The organism is Deltaproteobacteria bacterium (genome assembly GCA_029860075.1).
Lineage (GTDB): Bacteria > Desulfobacterota > JADFVX01 > JADFVX01 > JADFVX01 > JAOUBX01.
On record JAOUBX010000073.1, the window covers coordinates 1 to 22,535 of the forward strand.

The 22,535-nt window shown below is 44.0% G+C and carries 22 protein-coding genes; 14 read left to right on the top strand and 8 right to left on the bottom strand.

The features are described 5' to 3' along the window. Window positions 1–104: 104 nt before the first annotated feature. Together OEV42_17360 and OEV42_17365 are read right to left on the bottom strand one after the other, a co-directional pair. Window positions 105–365, bottom strand: coding sequence for a hypothetical protein (locus OEV42_17360; GenBank protein MDH3976046.1), 261 nt, complete (start codon window positions 363–365; stop codon window positions 105–107). 83 nt (window positions 366–448) lie between these two features. Continuing rightward, on the bottom strand, window positions 449–1,843 hold the full coding sequence (locus tag OEV42_17365; GenBank protein ID MDH3976047.1) for a transposase: 1,395 nt from the start codon (window positions 1,841–1,843) through the stop codon (window positions 449–451). Window positions 1,844–2,225: 382 nt separating this feature from the next. Here OEV42_17365 and OEV42_17370 point away from each other — a divergent pair, with 382 nt between their 5' ends. Further along, window positions 2,226–3,182, top strand: a complete 957-nt coding sequence (locus OEV42_17370; GenBank protein ID MDH3976048.1) for a hypothetical protein — start codon at window positions 2,226–2,228, stop codon at window positions 3,180–3,182. Between the two features lie 350 nt (window positions 3,183–3,532). Here OEV42_17370 and OEV42_17375 read toward each other — a convergent pair whose 3' ends face one another. Further along, a complete protein-coding gene (locus tag OEV42_17375; GenBank protein ID MDH3976049.1) occupies window positions 3,533–4,096 on the bottom strand; it encodes a response regulator in 564 nt (187 codons plus the stop codon). Window positions 4,097–4,369: 273 nt separating this feature from the next. Here OEV42_17375 and amrS point away from each other — a divergent pair, with 273 nt between their 5' ends. Together amrS and OEV42_17385 are read left to right on the top strand one after the other, a co-directional pair. Beyond that, window positions 4,370–5,392, top strand: coding sequence for an AmmeMemoRadiSam system radical SAM enzyme (gene amrS, locus OEV42_17380; protein MDH3976050.1), 1,023 nt, complete (start codon window positions 4,370–4,372; stop codon window positions 5,390–5,392). 110 nt (window positions 5,393–5,502) lie between these two features. Beyond that, window positions 5,503–6,021, top strand: coding sequence for a hypothetical protein (locus OEV42_17385; protein MDH3976051.1), 519 nt, complete (start codon window positions 5,503–5,505; stop codon window positions 6,019–6,021). 172 nt (window positions 6,022–6,193) lie between these two features. Here the strand turns inward: OEV42_17385 and trmFO are convergent, their stop codons facing one another. After that, window positions 6,194–7,522, bottom strand: coding sequence for a methylenetetrahydrofolate--tRNA-(uracil(54)-C(5))-methyltransferase (FADH(2)-oxidizing) TrmFO (gene trmFO / locus OEV42_17390; protein ID MDH3976052.1), 1,329 nt, complete (start codon window positions 7,520–7,522; stop codon window positions 6,194–6,196). 184 nt (window positions 7,523–7,706) lie between these two features. Here trmFO and rsmD point away from each other — a divergent pair, with 184 nt between their 5' ends. The 5 genes from rsmD to OEV42_17415 are packed head-to-tail and all read left to right on the top strand — an operon-like array spanning window position 7,707 to window position 11,465. After that, a complete protein-coding gene (rsmD, locus tag OEV42_17395) occupies window positions 7,707–8,264 on the top strand; it encodes a 16S rRNA (guanine(966)-N(2))-methyltransferase RsmD (protein MDH3976053.1) in 558 nt (185 codons plus the stop codon). After that, window positions 8,261–8,755, top strand: coding sequence for a pantetheine-phosphate adenylyltransferase (coaD, locus tag OEV42_17400; GenBank protein MDH3976054.1), 495 nt, complete (start codon window positions 8,261–8,263; stop codon window positions 8,753–8,755). The genes rsmD and coaD overlap by 4 nt, the downstream gene beginning before the upstream one ends. Before the next feature lies 1 nt (window position 8,756). Beyond that, window positions 8,757–9,950, top strand: coding sequence for a pyridoxal phosphate-dependent aminotransferase (locus OEV42_17405; GenBank protein ID MDH3976055.1), 1,194 nt, complete (start codon window positions 8,757–8,759; stop codon window positions 9,948–9,950). Window positions 9,951–10,001: 51 nt separating this feature from the next. Then, a complete protein-coding gene (locus OEV42_17410; protein ID MDH3976056.1) occupies window positions 10,002–10,733 on the top strand; it encodes a hypothetical protein in 732 nt (243 codons plus the stop codon). Between the two features lie 48 nt (window positions 10,734–10,781). Then, window positions 10,782–11,465, top strand: a complete 684-nt coding sequence (locus OEV42_17415) for a glycosyltransferase family 2 protein (protein ID MDH3976057.1) — start codon at window positions 10,782–10,784, stop codon at window positions 11,463–11,465. Window positions 11,466–11,504: 39 nt separating this feature from the next. On the opposite strand, the gene OEV42_17420 is transcribed toward OEV42_17415, so the two are convergent. From OEV42_17420 to OEV42_17435, 4 genes are read right to left on the bottom strand one after another with little or no spacing between them, the layout of a single operon-like run. Further along, on the bottom strand, window positions 11,505–13,232 hold the full coding sequence (locus tag OEV42_17420; protein MDH3976058.1) for an Rne/Rng family ribonuclease: 1,728 nt from the start codon (window positions 13,230–13,232) through the stop codon (window positions 11,505–11,507). A gap of 28 nt (window positions 13,233–13,260) precedes the next feature. After that, a complete protein-coding gene (locus OEV42_17425; protein MDH3976059.1) occupies window positions 13,261–14,145 on the bottom strand; it encodes an IPT/TIG domain-containing protein in 885 nt (294 codons plus the stop codon). Continuing rightward, window positions 14,142–14,702, bottom strand: a complete 561-nt coding sequence (gene amrA / locus OEV42_17430; protein MDH3976060.1) for an AmmeMemoRadiSam system protein A — start codon at window positions 14,700–14,702, stop codon at window positions 14,142–14,144. Before amrA ends, OEV42_17425 begins: the two co-directional genes overlap by 4 nt. Then, window positions 14,684–15,088: an NUDIX hydrolase gene (locus OEV42_17435; protein ID MDH3976061.1), complete on the bottom strand. Its 405-nt coding sequence runs from the start codon at window positions 15,086–15,088 to the stop codon at window positions 14,684–14,686. Before OEV42_17435 ends, amrA begins: the two co-directional genes overlap by 19 nt. A 248-nt stretch (window positions 15,089–15,336) precedes the next feature. Between OEV42_17435 and OEV42_17440 the strand changes: the two genes are divergently transcribed. From OEV42_17440 to OEV42_17465, 6 genes are all read left to right on the top strand, one after another. Continuing rightward, window positions 15,337–15,609: an OadG family protein gene (locus OEV42_17440; GenBank protein ID MDH3976062.1), complete on the top strand. Its 273-nt coding sequence runs from the start codon at window positions 15,337–15,339 to the stop codon at window positions 15,607–15,609. A gap of 50 nt (window positions 15,610–15,659) precedes the next feature. After that, window positions 15,660–16,787, top strand: coding sequence for a sodium ion-translocating decarboxylase subunit beta (locus OEV42_17445; protein ID MDH3976063.1), 1,128 nt, complete (start codon window positions 15,660–15,662; stop codon window positions 16,785–16,787). A 37-nt stretch (window positions 16,788–16,824) separates the two neighbouring features. After that, window positions 16,825–18,630 (top strand): biotin attachment protein, encoded by a 1,806-nt coding sequence (locus tag OEV42_17450; GenBank protein MDH3976064.1) that lies wholly within the window; start codon window positions 16,825–16,827, stop codon window positions 18,628–18,630. A 347-nt stretch (window positions 18,631–18,977) separates the two neighbouring features. Then, the gene (locus tag OEV42_17455; protein ID MDH3976065.1) at window positions 18,978–19,883 is read left to right on the top strand and encodes a radical SAM protein; all 906 of its coding nucleotides are present in this window, start codon (window positions 18,978–18,980) and stop codon (window positions 19,881–19,883) included. 157 nt (window positions 19,884–20,040) lie between these two features. Beyond that, the gene (locus OEV42_17460) at window positions 20,041–21,960 is read left to right on the top strand and encodes an aconitate hydratase (protein ID MDH3976066.1); all 1,920 of its coding nucleotides are present in this window, start codon (window positions 20,041–20,043) and stop codon (window positions 21,958–21,960) included. A 23-nt stretch (window positions 21,961–21,983) separates the two neighbouring features. After that, entirely contained in the window at window positions 21,984–22,406 is a 423-nt protein-coding gene (locus OEV42_17465; GenBank protein MDH3976067.1) for a hemerythrin domain-containing protein, read from the top strand. The last annotated feature ends 129 nt before the right edge of the window (window positions 22,407–22,535 follow it).

A 22,535-nucleotide genomic window follows, 5' to 3' on the forward strand; every position in this document is an offset into this window, starting at 1 on the left:
TCTGAGAGCGATGGCGGCATTAATCCCATTTAATAGGGGCATTGATACATCGAGTACAACGAGAGAAGCCCCCTTTTTTTCTACAAGCATATTGGTAAAGGTTGTTATAAATTCGGCTCCGTTATTGCAAAGTACAACTTTTTCAGCAATCCGCTTTCCATAAAAATATCATTTAGCACCTCCCTCATCATGATCGAGTCTTCCGCCAGAAGAATCGTTTCAATGTGGGGTTCATTGACTTCACTGCTGTCCTTTATTGCCATGCCGCAATGGATACAGCATTCGGCTTCTGCCGGTGATTGGAGGTCAAACTGGAGAGAGGAATAAGTGTTAACATCCTTACCGCAAGCGGGACAATATCTCATATAAAACGCCCTCTTTCTAAAATCCCCGGAAGACAAGGCAGTATTGGAAAAAATAGCCTGTAAAAAAATCTTAAGTTATTAACTCAAGTTTTGCACCCCAGTGGTTCATTGAGTCTGAGCGGTGAGGTAAGAAAATATTTTATAGAATTAACAAGTTTCGTAATTTGTGAACAGATCATTTCAGGTGTTTTTTGTGTTCTTGACAAAGCATTGATTTCATCGGCAATGAGAGCCATCACTGTTTGAGAGGCAGAGAGTTGCTGTAAATCCACCTGATAGGCTTTAAACAGTTCCCCCAGAGTTCTGGGGTCATTATCAAAGCGCGAATTGAAGGCAAGAAAGAGATACCTTGCCATTGCCAGTGCAGTTGACGCAAAGATACTATCGAAGTTCCGGTTTTGTTCTTTACCAAGATGAAGATGTTGTTTGCATTCTTTAAAGAAAGGTTCGATTGACCACCGTCCGGCATAGGTTTTAAGAATCTTTTCCTCTTCTATCTCAAGAACGGTGGATAAGAAAGCACACCAGTCGTTATGTTTGCCATCAAGATAAAAGAGAATCTTTACGGGGAGGTTCTCCTTTGTCATTACAGTGATGGCTACTGACTTGCCTGGAAGGGTTGGTAGCGATGCAAGTCGGTTTTTGGCAAACTTTCTGTAAAGCTCGTTGAGGTTGTACTCTCTTCCTTGGTAGAGGTATCGCATATTGGGGAGTTTCTTGAGCTTGCAGATGACATTGTAACCGGCATCGTGGACCTTCTTGATAAAGGAAGGGAAGGCAAACCAGGAATCAAAAAGTACAAATCCAGCGTCAAGACCCGAGTTGCGGGCTTTTTTGATCATATCAAGGGCCAGTTCTGTCTTTGACTTTAATGCTTCCCGGCGTCTTCCGGCACCTATTGTGCGATTATCAAGGGGCTTTAGATGGGTGTTTGATCTATTTGAAGAAGCGACAAGTGAAAAATCAAAGGGAATAAAACTCAATCTATCATGCCACCCAAGGACAAGTGTTTTAAAGGCGAGTGTGCTTTTTTGGGTAACAGAGTCATAGACCCAGGAGACAAGCTCAATTTGTTTGCCTCTTTTGGGTAAGGTTGAATCATCCAGAATTAATACTCTTTCGTGCCATAAAGAAAAAGATTGAAGTTTAGATATGACCTTTAGAGCAAGAAGATTAATAAATTTACGCCAGTGGTACCGATGATTGGCAAGGAAAGGGTAGTAAGTGTCTTTACCGGAATCCCTTAAGTTGTCAGGAAGAAAGCTCTCTTTCCAGAGCCCTGTCAGTTTCTCCTTAAAAAAAGGGAGAAGAACAATACGGTAAAGTATATCCATACTGCTTAATCCCTGTTCTTTTCTGATATGGCTTTTATTGGCTATTATACCCACATTTAATGACCTGAAAGTTTTTTTAATTTGAGTAGAAAGCTTTGTTGATTGAAATTCATTAACCAGTGATTTTGTGATACTATGCTTCATAAGCGGGTTCCTTTTTAAGTGTTTGATTTTATTCGGGAAAAATAAAAACAATTATACTATTTAGGGACCCGCTTTGCTGGTTTTATTTAGTTATTTCAATAACTTATCTCCGATTACAGGGGTGCGAAACTTGAGTTACCAATATTGGTTTTGCTGTGCACAATTCTTTTTTGTTAATATTAGCTTATATTATTGGTGGCCTCAGATAAATTTACGGTTCTAACCCATAAGGATTGTGACGACCTGCAAGGTCACCCTCAATTCCTTGAACCAGCAATGCACACAGAAAGGCTAGCCGCCCGTCTGATTTGAATTGAAACTATTATAATACGCCCGCTCGTGAGTGGGGTCGTTCGGCACCTAAAATAAGGGGAAGAGATCAATGCAGTTAATCCAAAGAATAAAAAGAATACTTCGTGAATACATTTGTGACGTGGTAAAGGCCGAGGTTCAACAGGAAGCCTCCAAAATAATGGCTTTGATACCACAGCTAATAGAGTTCACAAACAGCTCTCCTGAGGAGAAGCAATCCTATCATGATCGGAGCAGAGCCCCTCTTGCAAATTACAACTATTTTCTGGACTTGCGGGAACAACTTAGTAAATCAGGGGTGGTTGTCGAAGATATATCCATTAACATCTTGGATTTTGAGAAATGGCTAGAGGAATACCCCGAAGTAGATTCATATTACAAAAACGCAGGAAACGTTTACATAGAAAAATGTCTTGAGCATTATCTCAGCTATCGATATTTAGATATGTCTTCTGATGACATTTGTATTGATGTTGCAGCCGCAGGTAGTCCATATGCTGATATTCTTAGAAAGCATCTAAAAATCAAATCATACCGTCTTGATATGAGCTACCCTGAAGGCATACATGGGTATAACATTGGTGCTGATGCTGGAAGCACAACTCTTACAAGTGGTTTTGCAAGTACACTCGCACTACATTGCGCTTATGAATGTTTCATGGGAAATGCAGACATTCGGTTCGTTCGCGAAGCATCGAGATTATTGAGACCAAATGGTCGTTATCTCATTACCCCATTGTATTTAGATGCTACGTACTTCAACGCCACGAGCCCCTATTGTGACCAGAAAGAAGTAATTATAGACCCTGAAGCTCATAAGATCTGGAGGGATGATGAATATAAGGTGCCGTTTTCACGGCATTACTCACCACAGGCATTCTCGACAAGAATCTATTCAAACATACCAAATGATATGGATGGAAAAGTCTACTTCGTCAGAAATTTGCCGGATGTCATGCACCGGTTCCAGAATCAACGCGTCTATTGTTACTTCATGTTTTATTGCGAAAAAAGACACAGAACCTAATTGGGCAGCCGGGGGGAATTAATCCCCCAAGCCCCCACACCAGCTGGCACCCACAGGGCATGCATGCACACCGGGTCCGCATTAGCCCGGACATTTCACAAATAAATATGGCAAAATACTATAAAACCCTTTAAGATTAGTTTGTTAGAAGCTAACTAAACGACTATGCACTTTCAGTGCATAGTCGTTTAGTTATTTTATTTCCCAGTAGTTTTAATCATTTATGCGAATTTTTATACTGTTGATCAAGTAACATTTGGGGTCAGTGGAATAACGCAATATTTTTTTGGCTAAGCCTGCTTGTAATCGGTGGATGGGGCTTTTGGTCGGTTTTTGAAAAGTGTACTCTTCTATAGTGTTTCGGCAACAAGTTTCTTAATGACTTCATTTATCCGTGATGCCAGTTCCCGGGGATTTGATTTTGCGCCCTTGTTAAGATAGTAGGCGGGTTTGCAGTAGGCGAGAACTTTTTTAAACGCATCATCACAGAGGTGGGCTGTGAAAAAAAGTATGGGCACTGGATTTACGACAAAGGATTTTTCTATAGATCTGAGAGCGATGGCGGCATTAATCCCATTTAATAGGGGCATCGATACATCGAGTACAACAAGAGAAGCCCCCTTTTTTTCTACAAGCATATTGGTAAAGGTTGTTATAAATTCGGCTCCGTTATTGCAAAGTACAACTTTTTCAGCAATCCGCTTTTCCATAAAAATATCATTTAGCACCTCCCTCATCATGATCGAGTCTTCCGCCAGAAGAATTGTTTCAATGTGGGGTTCATTGACTTCACTGCTGTCCTTTATTGCCATGCCGCAATGGATACAGCATTCGGCTTCTGCCGGTGATTGGAGGTCAAACTGGAGAGAGGAATAAGTGTTAACGTCCTTACCGCAAGCGGGACAATATCTCATATAAAACACCCTCTTTCTAAAATCCCCGGAAGACAAGGCAGTATTGGAAAAAATAGCCTGTAAAAAATTCTTAAGTTATTTATATTAAAGCATAAGTTCTTTAAAGTGATCAAATCTTTTTGTTCTTTTCTGTAGAGGAAGAGACGGATTTGCCCCCCTCTCCTTGAAGGGGAGGGGATTGTTTGTCTACAGAAAATAAAAATGTGACTTAACCATGAAAAAACTTTCTATTCCAGGTCTTGCAAAAAAATCTTTGTAAGCTATTATTAAATTATGAAAGAAGCCCTCTTATACGAAAAACTGGAAGGAGGCAAAGTCCACTGCTTTCTATGCCAGCACCATTGCAGGATATCTTCGGGGAAGCGCGGCATATGTGGTGTGCGGGAAAATAAAGAAGGTACGCTCTATACACTGGTTTATGACCATGTCATATCCTGTGCCGTGGATCCTATCGAGAAAAAGCCACTTTTTAATTTTCTGCCCGGATCAAAGTCCTATTCGATAGCGACGGTTGGATGCAATTTCAAGTGTCTCCACTGCCAGAATTATGATATTTCACAAATGCCTGCTGAAAAAGGGGGCGTTATTATGGGGAGCAGGATTTCACCTGAGGAAATCGTGGCTGATGCAAAGGCCCATCACTGTGCAACGATTGCCTATACCTATACGGAACCGACCATTTTTTTCGAACTGGCCCGTGATACAGGTCAACTTGCTAAAAGTGAAGGAATAAAAAATATTTTTGTGTCCAACGGCTATATGACGGAAGAGATGCTCCAAATGAGCAGTGACTGGCTTGACGGCATCAATATAGACCTTAAGGGATTTACGGAAGAACACTATAAGAAGATTTGCGGCGCAAAGCTCGGTCCTGTTCTCGATTCGCTCAGGATGATAAAAAAGATGGGTATATGGCTTGAGGTGACGACCCTTGTAATTCCCGGCTATAATGATTCCGATGAAAGCTTTGAAAATATTGCTGATTTTATAAAAAATGAACTGGGCGCTGAAACGCCCTGGCATGTAACGGCCTTTTATCCGACGTACAAACTGCTTGATGTGCCCAGGACACCGGTGGAAACGCTTGGAAAAGCGAGGGATATTGGGTTAAATCACGGTCTTAAGTATGTTTACGAAGGTAATATCCCCGGTGAAGGTGGCGAAAATACCATTTGTTACAACTGCGGTGAATTGCTTATTGAGCGCTATGGCTACATGATCAGGAAGAACAGTATTACTTCGTCGGCCTGCCCAGAATGCGGCGCGCATATCGATGGTTACGGACTCATGTCGTGACACCAGGTTAACTTTGGCACTTTTTATGCTGTGTTTTACAGTTGCAGCCTTTGTCTTTTTTACATATTCTCTAAAGTGGGAACAAGATAACAGACTTTGAGGGCGATATCATGGATGCAATAAACAGGATAGACAAACAGATCGAACTTGAACTGATGACATCGAGTGTATACAGAAAGCTTGAAGAATACACTGAGGATGAAGAGGTGAGAAGGCTATGGCATACGCTTGGCATACATGAAGAGTATCATGCTGCGGCGCTGGAAAGGTTAAAGAAAACGCTCAATGAGGAAGAGCTTGAAAAAGAGGCTTCTACCCTTGATGTGGATAATATCGAAACTCTTCTTTCTGCGTACAGGGTTTTTCTTGAAGAAATAGCGCCGGGGCTTTCTGTAAAACGAGCCTTTGAAATAGCTATATTTATGGAATTTTCAGAACTCAATTCTCTCTTTTTTCATTCCGTGGGAAAAGGTGGTCAGGATAATTCTCCTTATATTCACAGTATGGGAGAAGGCACAAAAAGTCACCTTCTTACTCTCTACAGAGGGATCAGGAAACATATCGGCAAAGATGAGGATCTTTCTTACAGAAGCAAGTTTGAGGAGATCGGTCTTGTGGACAGGCTCTGAAGTTAGCGTAGTGTTTGAGCCACAAAGGCACAAAGGGCACAAAGTAAAGCAGATTTGTTTTCTGGTATGATTTAGATATGCCGGATGTTTCAGGTTTTACCTGTTTTTTAAAAGTAATTTAATATATTTTCTTTGTGATCTTTGTGTCTTTGTGGTTATAAAAAAGTAAAGTTTATCTGATCGTTTCCAGCCACCCCTTCATCTCTTCAATGGCTCTCTTTGAATGAATCGCTTTCCTGTCCTGCTTTTTTACTTTTTTCCCCTTTCCTCTTTCAATGGGAGGAAAGAGACCGAAATTAATATTCATAGGCTGAAAATATTTGGGCTCGCTGTTGGTAATATGTCTGGCAAGGGCGCCCACGGCTGTTGGCGCAGGAGGAAGGTCAGGCGCTTTTCCTTCAGCCAGAAAAGAGGCGTTAATACCGGCAAGAATCCCCATGGCTGCCGATTCAATGTAGCCCTCGACACCCGATATCTGCCCGGCAAAGAAGAGGTTCCCCCTTGATTTGAATTGCAATGTGGGCTTCAGATAGAGGGGGGAGTTGATGTAGGTATTTCTGTGCATACTTCCCAGGCGCAAAAAACCGGCATTTTCGAGCCCCGGAATCATTCTGAAAATTCTTTTCTGCTCTGAGTAGACAAGCCTGGTCTGGAAGCCGACCATGTTATACATGCTTCCTTCCTTGTCTTCCTGTCTCAGTTGCAAAACGGCATAAGGCTTCTCTTCACTCCTTGGGTCCTTAAGGCCGACGGGCTTCATGGGGCCGAAGGCAAGCGTCTCGGGCCCTCTTTTTGCCATCACTTCGATGGGCATGCATCCTTCAAAGAATTTTTCCTTTTCAAAATCCCTTGTCTTTACCTGTTTTGCATGTAAAAGCGCGTCCACAAATTCATGGTACTGCTTTTCATCGAGGGGGCAGTTTATGTAGTCGGCTTCTCCCCTGTCGTAACGTGACTGCCTGAAGGCAATATCGAAATTAATGGATTCAACATCGATAATGGGTGAGATTGCATCGTAGAAATAGAGATATTCCTCACCAATGAGAGAGGCAATAGCCTCAGACAGTGGATCTGACGTAAGTGGCCCCGAGGCGATAATGACAATCTCATCATCTTTTTCATCAGGTATAGAGCTTACCTCATCTCTAACAAGTTTTATGTTTTTACAAGCTTCTATCTTGTCCGTTACATATCGGGAAAAGAGGGTCCTGTCTACAGCAAGGGCCGATCCGGCCGGAACGGCCGTTTTGCGGGCAGCTTCCATGAGGAGTGATCCCATGAGCCGCATCTCTTCTTTTAGTACGCCCGGTGCATTATTGATATCGTCTGAGCGGAGTGAATTGCTGCAAACGAGTTCTGCCAGACCTTCACTGCTGTGGGCGGGAGAGAGCTTTTTCGGCTTCATTTCATAGAGTGTTATATCCATGCCTCGCTTTGCTGCCTGCCAGGCTGCCTCACAACCGGCAAGGCCGCCGCCGATGATTGTTATCTTTTTCAATATTGTCCTCTTTTAATGTGATTTATCCTGTGAAGCTGGAAATAATAACACATTTCAAAGAATTTCTTAAGCCAATAGCTTGTTAGCGAAGCTTCTCCAGATAAGCACAAAATCTTGACTGTAGCAGGTAAAATATGCTATTTTTCCCAATTCTGCTGGATTTATCAATGCGTGCAAGGCTCCTGGTTTGAGAGTAATAGGCGGTACCCTTCGGGGGAAAAAACTTATTTCCTTTAAAGGAAAAAATATAAGACCTACGTCAGACAGGATCAAGGAGTCTCTTTTCAATATCATATCTTCATACCTTGAAGATGGCATAAGCGTTGCCGATTTTTTTGCAGGTACGGGAAATCTCGGTATCGAAGCGCTTAGCCGGGGAGCGGGGGAGGCTGTTTTTGTTGAAAAGGATAAAAACTCCCTTGCTGTTATCAGGAAAAATATCGATCTTTGCAGAGTGAAAGAGAAGAGCAGCGTCATTCCTCTGGAAGCGGACAAGGCCATTGCTCTTCTCGAGAAAAAAGGAAAAACCTTTGACATAATTTTTCTTGATCCTCCCTATAATCAGGGCCTGGCCCATGAAACACTGGCATGTTTGGGGCAAAGCAGCCTGGCAAAGGGAGCGATTGTCATTGCCGAGTATGCGTCGCAAGAGAAGATTAACGAGAATTATGGAAAGCTTAATATGAAAGATACAAGGAGGTACGGCGATACCTCCTTGAGTTTTTTTACAGGAGATCCTTCGTGAACAAAATTGCTGTCTATCCCGGTACCTTTGATCCCGTTACAAGGGGGCACCTGGATTTAATGAAAAGAGCGGCTAAGGTTTTTGATGAAGTCATCGTTGCCGTTGCCATAAGTTCGACAAAAAAAACACTTTTTAATATTGAAGAAAGAGTGGCTCTTATCAAGGAAGCTACCTCGGATACTCCCCGTATCAGTGTGGAGAGCTTTGACGGACTTCTTATTAACTACCTTGAAGCGCACCATGCGCATGTTATACTTAGAGGTTTAAGAGCTATTTCCGATTTTGAATACGAATTTCAGATGGCTTCCATGAACAGGAAGCTTGCTTCCGAGTTTGAGACCATGTTTATGATGACCGGTGAACAGTATACCTACCTCAGTTCAAGGTTTGTAAAAGAGATATGCCGCCTTGGCGGAGAGGTGGACTGTTTTGTTCATCCTGCCGTTAAAAGCGCCTTAATTGAAAAATTTAATTTAAGTAAGGAAGGTTGATATGTCTTTTCTCTCGGACAGGGTTAAAAAGGTTAAGCCATCAGTTACATTGACAATTACTGCCAAGGCCAAGGCCCTTAAAAGCCAGGGCCTTGATATTATCGGCTTCGGCGCCGGCGAGCCTGATTTTGATACGCCTGACAATATCAAGGAGGCAGCCATCAATTCCATTAGATCCGGTTTTACCAAGTATACACCTGTCGGTGGAACTGACGATCTCAAAAAAGCCATTGTTGATCACCTTGCCCATAATGAAGGTCTTAAATATGACAGGTCGGAAGTTTTCGTTTCATGCGGGGCAAAACATACGCTTTACAATATTTTTCAGGCCATTATAAATGCGGGAGATGAAGTCATTATTCCCGCTCCCTACTGGGTGTCCTACCCTGACATGGTTTTGCTGGCGGATGGAACCCCTGTTATTGTCGAATGTTCCGGGGAAGCCCGTTTCAAAATGTCGGCGGCCCGCCTTGAAGCAGCCATTACAGACAGAACAAAGGCTGTTGTTATCAACTCGCCATCCAACCCGACGGGCGCGGCCTACAGCGAAGACGAATTGAAGGAAATAGCCGGGATTGCCGTAGAAAAAAATATCCTTGTCATTTCCGATGAAATATATAACAAGATTACCTACGATGGATTCAGGGCGACCAGTATTGCAACGCTTGGAGAGGATATAAAAAAGCTCACCATGACTGTAAATGGCGTATCCAAGGCCTACTCCATGACAGGTTGGAGAATCGGTTTTGTTGCCGGTGATGGTGAAATCATCAAGGCAATGAACAAGATCCAGGGGCAGAGCACTTCAAATCCGACATCTATTGCCCAGGTTGCGGCAATGGAAGCCTATAGTGGTCCGCAGGACTCTGTCGGTAAAATGCTTGTTCAGTTTGAAAAAAGGAGGCGCTATATTGTAGACCGGCTAAATGCCATTGAGGACGTGTCATGTTCTGCTCCCCAGGGCGCTTTTTACGTATTCCCCAATATTTCTTCCTTTTTTGGGAAAAAATATGACGGCAAAGAGATAAAAGGTTCGGTTGATCTGACCGATTATTTGCTGGAAAAGGCCAGGGTAGCCGTAGTCCCCGGCGAGGGATTCGGCGCTGAAGGATATATTCGCCTTTCTTATGCAACATCCATGGAAGTCATTGAAAAGGGACTTGACAGAATAGAAAACGCGCTTGCTGTGCTTTGAAAGGCAGTAAACAGCAATAAGTAAAACCTACATTTTTTTAAGGAGAAATTAATGATTAACCTGGCAATATCTGTTTTATCTTCCGTCGCTCTCGCCCTGGTCACCTATTTTGTATTAGGCGCAGGCTACGTGTGGAGCGCCATCTTCGCTATCGCTCTTTTCCTGACGCTTAACTTTGTTTTGAGCAGAAGGATAATGAACAAGGTTACCGATATTATGGAATCGTCGGGGAAAATTCTACAGGGTGGCAAGTTCGATATTGCCATTAAAGGGATGGAAGAGGCCCTTAAGTACAGTAAGTGGATGCTTATGATAGATTCTCAGGTAAGGGCCCAGATAGGAACGGTTCAGTACCTTAAAAAAGATTTCAATGCAGCGCTGCCCAATCTTCAAAAATCATCGGCTAAAAACTGGGTTGCCATGGGAATGCTGGCTGTCATATATATGAGAAAAAAAGAATTCGGTAAAATGTCCGCCACCTTTGAAAAAGGGGTCAAGTCCAATGCAAAAGAGCCTTTAATGTGGAATCTCTATGCTTACTGCCTGAGCAAAAATGGTGAACGGGACAAGGCCATTGACGTATTGAACAGGGCTGTAAAAAAAGTAAAAGATGATGAGAGGACGGCTTCAAACTTAAGGGCACTTCAGAATAATGCCAAGATGAAGATGAAAAGTTTTGGTGAACTCTGGTATCAGTTCCATCTCGAAACGGTACCTATGAGTATGAGAATCCAGGCCGGCTCCAGGGGCGCAAAAGGCGGCAGGAGAATCGTCAGGCGCTGATCCACTGTTATTTTTATTTTACCTCCACTTCCCTCAAAGGGGTGATCAATGATTAGTGTCGTCATTCCGGTTTTTAACGAGAAAAATACCATTGAAGCGATAATCAGGAGTGTTGAGGCTGTTCCTGTCGATAAGGAAATCATTATTGTCGATGATTTTTCTGCTGATGGAACAAGGGAAATATTAAGGGAGATCGAAAAAAAAGGAAAGCATAAGGTCCTCTTCCACGACAGGAATATGGGCAAGGGCGCAGCGCTTAGAACGGGGTTCAAGGCCGTTGCCAATAACATTGTGATCATCCAGGATGCCGATCTCGAATACGATCCCCGGGAATATCCCCGCCTTATAAAACCAATTCTGGAAGACAGGGCCGACGCTGTTTTCGGTTCGCGCTTTGTCGGCGGTGAAGTGCACCGCGTCCTCTATTTCTGGCATATGGTGGGTAACCGCTTTCTCACGCTCCTTTCAAATATGTTTACCAATCTGAACCTGACGGACATGGAAACATGCTACAAGGTTTTCAGGAAAGAGCTTCTCCAGAAAATGAAGATTGAAGAAAATCGCTTTGGTTTTGAGCCGGAAATAACGGCTAAGCTGGCTAAAATGAATATCAGGATCTTTGAGGTTGGTATTTCTTACTACGGCAGACGGTATAGTGAGGGTAAAAAAATAGGCTGGAGAGACGGCTTTTCCGCCTTAAGGGCCATTATAAAATATAATCTTTTTCGCTGATCCTTCTCTCCCGCCAATTTTCGTAATTATTTAAACTTTTTATTCCCCCTTTATTACAGACCGTATTCTTCCGATAAGTCCTTTGTTTTCTTCTTCTTTTCCGGCAGCGCTGCTTTCCGGATTCGAAGTGGCGGCCTTCTCTTCTTCCCCAGCCGGTTTTTCTCTCTTCTTTAGAGACGTGGGCCGTCTTCTCGGTCTTGGCCGTTTTCTTGGTTTACTTTCTTTTTTCCCGGCTTCTTCCATTTTTACAGGCGCTTCTTTTTCCGGTTCGGCCGGGACTTCCTTTCTGCTGATTTCCAGGTTATAACTGTTGACGGGGATGCCTGACTGTCCTGTGATTTCAATCTTTATTTTGCAATCTTTTTCGATTTTAAGGAGTTCCTGCCTTTTTCTGTTCTGGAGGTAGTTGGCTACTTCCGAGGGAAGAAGGATGTCTACTTTTTCCACATTTCTTCCGGCCGCCGATTCATGGATCTTTCTCAGCAGGTAAACAGCGTTGCTCTCGATGGACTTGATTGTTCCGCTTCCACCGCAATGGGGGCAATCGACAAAGCTTCTTTCAATGAGAGAACTTTTGATTCTCTGTCTCGACATTTCAAGGAGGCCGAACTTGGATATTCTGTTAAGCGATATTCTGGCCTTGTCTCTTTTAAGATCTGTCTTTAATGTCTTTTCAACTTCTATGATATGCTTTTTTTGTTTCATATCGATAAAGTCAATGACGATGAGACCACCCAGATCTCTTAGTCTTAACTGTCTTGCAACCTCTGCGGCTGCCTCCATGTTTGTTTTGAAAGCCGTATCTTCAATATTTTTTTCAGATTTGGATTTTCCCGAATTGACGTCAATAGAAACAAGGGCCTCTGTCGGATCGATAACAATGCTGCCTCCTGATTTAAGGGGGACACGGTTGTTGTAAATCGATTCTATCTGTGCTTCCAGGTTGAACCTTGAAAAAAGGGGGATATTCTCCTGGTAGAGCTTTACCTTTGACTGGCTCCTGGGCATCATGATTTTCATGAAGTCTTTTGCTTTTTTGTAGGCATCCAGGTTGTCAATAAGAACTTCTTTAACATCGGTAGTGAAATAATCCCTTATGCTGCGTAAAACAAGGTCGCTTTCACGGTAGATTGATGAAGGGGCTTTGGTGCTTTTTGCCTTGCCCTTGATGATATTCCACATCTTGAGCAGGTTGTTAAGGTCACGTTTCAGATCGGGTTTAGACCGGCCCATACCTGCCGTTCTGATAATGACACTCATATCTTCGGGGAGTTTAAGCTGGGAAAGGATCTCTTTGAGCTTGGTCCTCTCCTTTTCGTCTTCGATCTTTCTTGATACCCCCCCCTTTTTTGAGCCGGGCATAAGGACCAGGTACCGGCCTGCGATAGAGAGATAGGTTGTAAGGTAGGCCCCTTTCGAGTCTCTCTCATCTTTTACGACCTGGATTGTTAATGATTGCCCCGCTTTCATAACTTTTTCTATGGTTGGCTTTGGGCTTTTCGATTCTCCCTCAACATAGCTGTCCCTGCCATAAAGGGAAGGGTGGACCTCGCTAAAAGGGAGAAAACCATGCTTGCTTCCTCCGAAATCTACAAATATGGCATGAATGGAGGGTTGTATTTTGGTGATGACACCTTTGTATACATTTCCCTTTAATAGTTCTTTGCTTGAGTATTCTACCTCAAGCTCCTGCAAAACCTCTTCTTCAACGATGGCCACTCTTGTTTCCTCGTGGTGTTTTGCGTTAATAAGCATTGCGCTCTTCATTAAATCCTCTTCTTCTTGTTTAGTTGTTTTATGGTATTGACAAATAGAAGATATTGCTCTTCTTTCCGTCGGGATTGCTAACCTGTAATGATAATTCCGCAGGAGAGTCCGACAGGGGGGTCCTGTCATAGACCAGCAGGTTGCATCCTTTGTAGGTGATATCTCCCTTGATTTCTTTTCCGTTGACGAGGGGCAAGGCGCCCCAGAGGAAATTTTCTCCCTCGATGACCAGTTCATAGTGGCCGTCATATTTTATGCCCATTGAAATATCATAAATGACGGGTATCCCCTCAATATAAAAATTGTGAGCAAAAGACGCATTCCCTCCCATATTGACAGCTTTAATATGGTGGAGTCCGCTTTTTGCCTGGGGAATTTTTATTTCCATCTCTTTACTGCTGATAAAAGTGCTTCCAACAACAATGTCGTCAAATAAAATTCGTGTTTTCTCTGTAAAATTGTCTCCCTTAAGGAGAACAATCCTGTTGGCAGAGGCTGTGCAGTAATAGATCCGGGCAGGCAAAAGAGAGGAGATGACAGGGCGAGACTCTTTGACTTTTAATGCCAGAACATTGCTTTTGCAGCGCTTTTTTCCATTCAGGTAGAGCGGGTAATTTCCGGCCGCCAGTTTAGGAATACCGAAAGATATCAGTCCTTCCTCGACATAGTTATAGGGGACCTTCTTTTCGTCAATGTAAAGACTGCCTCCCTGCACAAAATGCTCTACATACATCTTGACCGGCGTTGAGGGTTCCCCCTGGCTTGGCATAATGCTGAATATTTTCGTGCCGCAAATTTCTGCTTTTTCCCCTTCTTTTTCAGAGTTCCTTGCCCATACTGCATTACAATGGTACAGAATAGCGGCGGTGGCAATAAAAGCAGTCAAATATGTCAGGTTTTTCTTCTTTATCATTCCTTAATGGCCTTCTCTGCGAAAATCTGGGCGGAAAAAATTTCTATTTTAACCCCTCTTTTCCATTCATCTCCCGAGAGTCCCGCTTTTATACAGGTACGAGAGAGAAAGGTTTCCACATCCCAGCCATACTCTACAGCTACCTGGGGCAGGAGTACCCCCCTGTAGCCCCCCTTTGTTACGTAGATACCGTGCCTGCCGATTTCAATTTCTCCAATATCTTTTGTCTCCCTCAGTGGAGAAAGGACTGAAATTTCGAAATCTATGTCCTCAAGTTCACAGGATTGTAAGGGCGAAAACCTGGGATCCTTGAAGGCAGCGCTTACTGCCATAGCGGCTATCGTTTTATAAAGGGGAAGGCCGGATTCAAAAATACCGATGCAGCCACGGAGTTCTCCTTTTTTATGAAGGGTAACGAAGGCCCCCCCTTTACGCTCAAGTCCGGGCAACTTACGGGAGGGTGTTTCCTCTTTTCCCTCGACTTTATCAATGACGGCCTTTCTTGCAATGGCAAGGAGCGCCCTCTTCTCTTCCTCTTTCAGTGGCCTTTCTTCCATCTGAAATAATCCTCTAATATTTTTCTGTGATCAAAAGCAATGTCTCCGGGAAGGCTGCTTTCCTTAAAGAGGCCCACCTCAAGGGCATCATCCCGAGCTGCAGGTTTGCCGGTAGCCTTGCCGATAAAAGCGGTGCTTATTGTGTGCTGCCTGGGATCTCTTGAAGGATCAGAATAGGTATGCATCTGCCTAACAAGTTCAACGTCAAGTGAGGTTTCTTCCTTTGCTTCTCTCACTGCGGCATCTTCCAGCGATTCACCGTAATCGACAAATCCACCTGGTATGGCCCATCCGAAAGGAGGATTTTTCCTTTTTATAAGAACGATATAGCCTGTTTGCAGTTCAATGATGATGTCGACAGTAGGGATGGGATTCCTATATTTCAAGGCGAAGACTCATAGGGTCAATACAGATGATAAATCAATATATTTTACAAGGACTTATACTTTATAGCACAGCCAGGGCATGTAGTCAAAAGAATTTATTTTTCTTTTGCTGATTCCAGGTTGACTGGAGGGGCTTAAAATCCTCCTTTCGAGGTGAAAATGTCTTTTTTCCTTGCCCCTGCCGTCACTATTTATTAAAATCACCCCTTTGTACTTTTCAATCTTAAGTAAAAAGCGGGAAGAAAACAATGAACAAACTTAATATGAGTTATGACAACATAATTGCAGGAAACGGTATCGGTATCTCCATCACTGGTATGTTAATCGTTTTTTCAGCGCTGATTCTCATCTCTCTTTTTATCTCTATGCTTCCGAAACTACTCCCCGCCCTGGAAAAACTATTTCCCGAACAACACCATCATGGAGCTGCAGTAAAAAAGGAAGAAGATCATACTCCCATCCTGGCAGCTATTGGTTATGCGCTTTATTGCAAGAAAACAGGAACATTACCAAAAAAATAAAGGTAAGTTGGAAAAGCACATCTTTTACCTTAAAAAAATGAGGAATTCAGGTGGATATATTTTTACAATTTTTAGGAACGACTGCATTTGCCACGATGACCATGGGAAATTTCATCATGATCATCATCGGTATTATCTTTGTTACCCTGGCAATAAGAAAAGACTATGAGCCCTTACTCCTGGTACCGATCGGATTTGGCGTTATTGTGGGCAATATTCCACCCATACCCGGGATGGGTCTTAGTGTGTATGATGAAGGGAGTGTCCTAAGGTATATCTATTTTGGCGTCAGCCAGGGGATTTTCCCACCCCTCATCTTTCTTGGTATCGGTGCAATGACCGATTTTTCGACCATGCTCTCAAATCCAAAGCTTGTTTTACTCGGTGCTGCTGCCCAGATCGGTATCTTTCTGACCCTGTTAGGTGCCCTTTTCCTCGGTTTCTCTCCCGCGGAATCGGGAGCCATCGGTATTATCGGCGGGGCAGACGGACCAACGGCAATCTTCCTGTCATCCAAACTGGCTCCCCATCTTTTGGGCTCCATTGCCATAGCCGCTTATTCATACATGGCACTGGTACCGGTTCTTCAGCCGCCTGTTATGAAATTATTAACAACCCGTGAAGAGCGTTTAATTCGCATGCCGCCACCCAGGTTTGTTTCCCAGAGGGAAAAAATCATATTTCCCATTGCGGCCTTTTTGATTGCATCCTTTATTGCACCCGGGGCGATTGTTCTTATTGGTATGCTCTTTTTCGGTAATCTATTAAAAGAAAGCTGCGTTACTGAACGTCTTGCCAATACGGCCAGAAATGCAATGATTGACATTGTTACCATTTTACTCGGTTTTTCTGTGGGAGCAAGTACACAGGCACAGACCTTCCTGACGCCTCAATCCTTACTCATCTTTGGACTTGGTGCACTTTCTTTTATAGTTGCAACAGCAGGAGGGGTTTTATTTGCCAAGTTTATGAATTTATTTCTAAAGGAAAAAATCAATCCACTGGTTGGTGCGGCAGGTGTCTCGGCCGTACCCGATTCAGCCAGGGTTGTTCAGGCGGTGGGTCAGAAGGAAGATCCACATAATTTCCTTTTGATGCATGCCATGGCACCAAATGTGGCAGGTGTACTCGGTTCTGCCATTGGAGCCGGTATTCTTTGGTCCGTTCTGGTTAATTAGAGTTTACAAATTAATTTAAAACAATATAAGGGTAGCTATGAGAAAAAAAGTTAAGTTTATGTGTACAGCCTTCAGGGACGGCCTTCAATCGGCCTATGGGGCACGTGCCTATACGGAAGACTTTATGCCCGCTGTTGAAGCGGCCCGCGATGCGGGAATCAGATATTTTGAGGCGGGAGGCGGCGCACGTTTTCAGTCGCTTTACTTCTATTGTAATGAAGATGCCTTCGCTATGATGGATCGTTTCCGTGAAGTGGCCGGCCCCGATGCAGAACTTCAGACCCTTGCCCGTGGTGTTAACGTTGTCGGTCTTGAATCAGCTTCCAGTGAGATTGTCAAACTTCATGCCGAGCTCTTCAAAAAACATGGCATTACAACGATCCGTAACTTTGACGCCCTGAATGATATAAACAATCTCGACTACAGTGGTAAATGTATTGCCGAAGCAGGCTTGAAGCATCAAATTTGTGTCACTCTCATGGAGCTCCCTCCCGGTTGCACAGGGTCTCATACACCTGAATATTATGAGTCTGTCTTGCAGCAGATTCTCGATTCTGATATTCCCTTTGACTCCATTTGTTTTAAAGATGCCTCAGGAACTGCCGCACCGTCAAAAGTTTATAAAACGATTAAACGTGCACGGAAGATGGTTTCAGCCGATACGACACTTCACTTCCACACTCATCAAACGGCAGGTACCGGTGTAAGTGCCTATATTGCGGCGCTGGAGGCCGGTGTCGATCTTATCGATCTTTCTCTCGCCCCTTGCTCGGGTGGAACCTGCCAGCCTGACGTACTTGTCATGTGGCATGCTCTCAGAGGCTCGGAATATGAACTCGATGTCGATATCGAAAAGGTTCGTGAAGCGTCGGAAGTTTTCAAGGACTGTATGCAGGATTACTTCCTGCCCCCTGAGGCCCTGGCCGTTGAGCCGCTTATCCCCTGGAGCCCCATGCCGGGTGGTGCACTGACAGCCAATACCCAGATGCTTCGCGATAACGGTATTATGGACAAATATCCCGACATGATCAAAGCGATGAGCGAATGTGTCCGTAAAGGTGGTTTCGGATCATCCGTTACACCTGTTTCTCAATTTTACTTCCAGCAGGCTTTTAATAATGTCATGTTCGGTCCCTGGGAAAAGATTGCTGAGCCTTACGGCAAAATGGTTCTCGGCTATTTTGGAAAAACCCCTGTTCCACCCGATCCGGAAGTGATGAAAATTGCATCGGAACAGCTTAATCTTAATCCAACAACAAGACCTCCCCTTGAAATTAACGATAAGGATGAAACGAAAAGTATTAAGCATGCCGTTGAAATTTTAAGAAAAGAAGGGCTGGAAGAGACGCAGGAAAATATTTTTATCATAGCGACCTGTAAGGAAAAAGGAATAAAGTTCCTTAAAGGTGATGGTGAAATCGGTGTTCGCAAGGTCGACAATGAGCAGGAACATGCCCTGGGTGACATGGCGGACCACGGTGACTTTGTCATTACCGTTGATGGAACTGACCATCTAATGTCACTTGAAGACGACAAGGTTACCGTAAATGGTAAGGTTTTTGACGTCGGTATTCGTAAAGATGAACATGGTCCTCATACGCCGGCGGCGGCAGAAGCAGCTCAGGCTGAAGGAGTGGCGGTTAATGCCCAGATGCCGGGGGTTGTTTGGAAGATTCTCAAGAAGGCAGGCGATTCTGTTGATGAAGGCGAATCTATCCTTATTCTTGAGGCAATGAAAATGGAAGTCCCCGTTGCAGCTCCAAAGGCAGGGACTTTGACGGCCATTGAAGTTTCCGAGGGTGAGCATATTACTAACGGCCAGGAACTGGCGAAAATAAATTAAATATTTTTCTCGCTAAAAGGCAGAGGAAAAAAATCATCAGATTAAACCTTTCAATCAAGCTATTTCCTTTCTATAAAAGGGAATAGCTTTTTTATTTTAGTTAATTCTATGTTGCTAAATCTCGCTTCGCTCAAACAGTGTAAACCCTTATTTCCACAGATAAAAGCTCCACTCGGCTGCCTTTTAACAGGAAGGAAAACAGCCCCTTTTAAGGTTCAGGTAAGGCTACGATCTCCGGCCATAGATTATTTACCATTTATTCCTGTATAATTAATCTGTCAGCAAGGATACTGATCCTCTGTTTTGGACTAAGGAAAATTTCCTGCAAACTTTGACTGTCGATAGCCATGCTTAATTATCCATCCTACATGGAACTTTACAGAAGCGGGGAACTCCAGGGCAGGATCGAATCCCTCATGGAACTCCTTCGCGACTGCAAGCTCTGCCCAAGGGAGTGCAAGATCGACAGGACTGGTGGGGAAAAAGGCGTCTGCAGGTCTGGCATGGATCTGGAGATCTCCAGTGCCTTCCCTCATTTCGGTGAGGAGCCGCCACTTGTCGGTTGGGGCGGTTCGGGCACCATTTTTCTTACACACTGTAACCTCAGGTGCATTTTTTGTCAGAATTTTGAGATTAGCCATCTTGGTGAAGGGCAAAGTGTCACTGTCGAAGCGTTTGCCCAACTTATGGTTAAACTTCAGACCATGGGCTGCCACAATATAAACTTTGTCACACCGACTCACTATGCTCCCCAGATTGTATCAGCCCTCCCCCTTGCAATAGAAGGTGGCCTGCAACTCCCCATCGTCTGGAATTGCGGCGGTTATGAATCGATTGAAGTTATCAGGCTTCTTGATGGGATTGTCGATATTTATATGCCTGATATTAAATACTCTGATGATAAACATGCAGAAAAATACTCGAAAGCGCCAGGCTACTTTGCTGTGGCAAAGGAAGTCTTGAAGGAGATGCACCGGCAGGTGGGAGACCTGGTGATTGATGACAGGGGTATTGCAAAAAGGGGATTGCTTATCAGGCACCTTGTTATGCCGGGAGGTGTTGCCGGAAGTGGTGAAGTGCTCAGCTTCATTGCTGATGAAATTTCAAAAAACAGTTATGTCAATATTATGGATCAGTATCGCCCTTGCTACAGGGCTGATAAATTCCCGGAGATTAACAGAGCTATATCTGCAAGTGAATATGATGATGTTCTAAATATACTTGGAGAGTTGGGCTTAGATAGGAAAGTGTAGATATTACTACTACTTGTTCCCTCATAGTGGAGGGAAAAGGTCCTTTTTTCTTTTTTTTGCAGTAAAATGCTTGACTTTTAGCTCTGTTTTGGTTAAAAATTGGAGTTTTTTAAAGTTTTATAAAATAAATTTTATAAAAAAGCAAGGAGTGGTATATATGGGATTGAATGCAACGCAGAAAATTATTAAAAAGCATCTCGTAGAGGGAAGGATGAAGAAGGGCAATACTGTTGCCGTGAAAATCGATCAGACTCTGACACAGGATGCGACAGGTACAATGGCCTATCTTCAGTTTGAAGCTATGGGTATTGACAGGGTGAAAACTGAACTGTCTGTAAGTTATGTAGACCATAATACACTTCAGACGGGCTTTGAAAATGCCGATGACCACAGGTATCTACAGTCTGTTGCTTCCAGGCACGGTGTTTATTTTTCAAGGCCCGGTAACGGTATCTGTCATCAGGTTCACCTTGAAAGGTTCGGCGCACCGGGCAAGACACTTCTTGGATCGGATTCGCATACGCCGACGGGTGGTGGAATCGGTATGATGGCTATGGGCGCCGGTGGGCTTGATGTTGCTCTCGCCATGGCAGGACAGCCCTTCCGCATTACTATGCCTGAAGTTGTTGAAGTAAAACTGACAGGAAAACTTCAGCCCTGGGTTTCTGCAAAGGACGTTATTCTTGAACTCCTTAGAAGGGAAACTGTGAAAGGTGGGGTAAACAAGGTTTATGAGTACACCGGTGAAGGCGTTGAGTCTCTGACCGTACCTGAAAGGGCAACCATTACTAACATGGGCGCTGAACTGGGCGCAACGACTTCCATCTTCCCGAGCGACAATGTAACCAAGCAATTCATGAAGGCCCAGGGTAGAGTTGAGGACTGGTCCCGGCTTAAGGCAGACCCTTCTGCCACTTACGATAAAACAGTTGAAATCGATCTGGATACGCTTGAGCCCATGATTGCCAAGCCTCATATGCCTGATAATGTTGTAAAGCTTTCCGAACTTGAGGGCACAGCCGTTCAGCAGGTTGCCATCGGTTCATGTACAAACTCATCCTACAGGGACCTCATGACTGTCGCCGGCGCTTTGAAGGGTAAGACTGTTCACCCTAATGTGAGTCTTGCCATTTCTCCCGGTTCCAAGCAGGTAATGAACATGCTCTCGCTCAACGGTGCGCTGGCTGATCTCGTAGCGGCGGGCGCAAGGATTCTTGAGTCTACCTGCGGACCCTGTATCGGTATGGGGCAGTCGCCTTCTACCGATGCCGTATCACTTAGAACTTTCAACAGAAACTTCCTCGGCCGTTCCGGTACGAAAAGCGCCCAGGTTCACCTCGTATCTCCCGAAGTTGCTATTGCAGCAGCTATTACCGGTGAGATCAGTGATCCAAGAAAGCTTGGTGATTATCCGGAAGTTAAAATACCTAAAAAGTTTCTCGTTGATGACAACCTCATCATTCCTCCGGCAGAAGATGGATCGAAGGTTGAAGTTCTTCGCGGACCCAATATTGCTCCCTGTCCATCAAAGGAAGCGCTTCCTGAAACCCTTTCCGGTGAAGTGCTCCTCAAGGCCGGTGACAATATTACTACCGACCACATTATGCCTGCAGGCGCCAAGATTCTCCCACTCAGGTCGAATGTTCCTAAAATTTCCGAGCATGTTTTTGAAGTTGTCGATCCTGAGTTCCCTGTAAGAGCAAAGGAAAAGGGCGGCGGATTTGTTGTTGGCGGCGCCAACTATGGTCAGGGTTCTTCAAGAGAGCATGCAGCACTCGCTCCTATGTACCTCGGTGTCAAGGCGGTTATTACCAAGTCATTCGCACGTATCCACCTTGCCAATCTTATTAACTTCGGTATTATTCCTCTTACCTTTGTTGAGGAAGGTGATTATGACAAGATTGACCAGGGTGATGTTCTCGAGCTTAATGTAAAAAGCATCAAGAAGACACTTACGCTGAAGAATAAGACCAGGGGTGAGAGCTATAAGGTAACTCATACTCTCGATCCAAGGGCCATTCAAGTTATACAGGCCGGTGGTTCACTCTCTTACGCCAAGGCTTCTATTGCTGCTTGATTTTAACTGTTTAAGGGGTGGGGATGAGCAGAATTGATGATCTTAAAAGGGCCCATGAGGAGCTTCTTAAAATAGCAGGTGAAGTTTCTGCTATGCTTTACGTCAGTACTGTTTCGGAAAAGTCGGATGAAATAGGCCGGCTTCTATCCGCCCTGCTTGGTAAGCTTAATTTCCATCTCATGATGGAAGATAAGCACCTTTATCCTGACCTTTTGGAGCATAAAAGCGAAGCAGTCAGAAGAAATGCCCGTGATTTTTCCGATGAAATGGGAGGGATTGCGACAATAATCCATGACTACAGGGAAAAATGGACCTGTAGCAATGTGATAAAGGTAAATCCCGAAGAATTCATCAGTGAGACGAAAGGGGTGTTTGATGCTCTTGCTAAAAGAATAGCGAGGGAAGATAATGAATTATATCCTTTGGTTGAAAAGACGGGGTTTTGAAAGGCTAATTTATCTTATCTAAAAAAAATAAGTGAGGAAAAAGCAATGGCAAAAGAAAAGATATTATGGACAAAGATAGACGAGGCGCCTGCATTGGCGACCTACTCCCTGCTTCCCATCGTGCAGGCA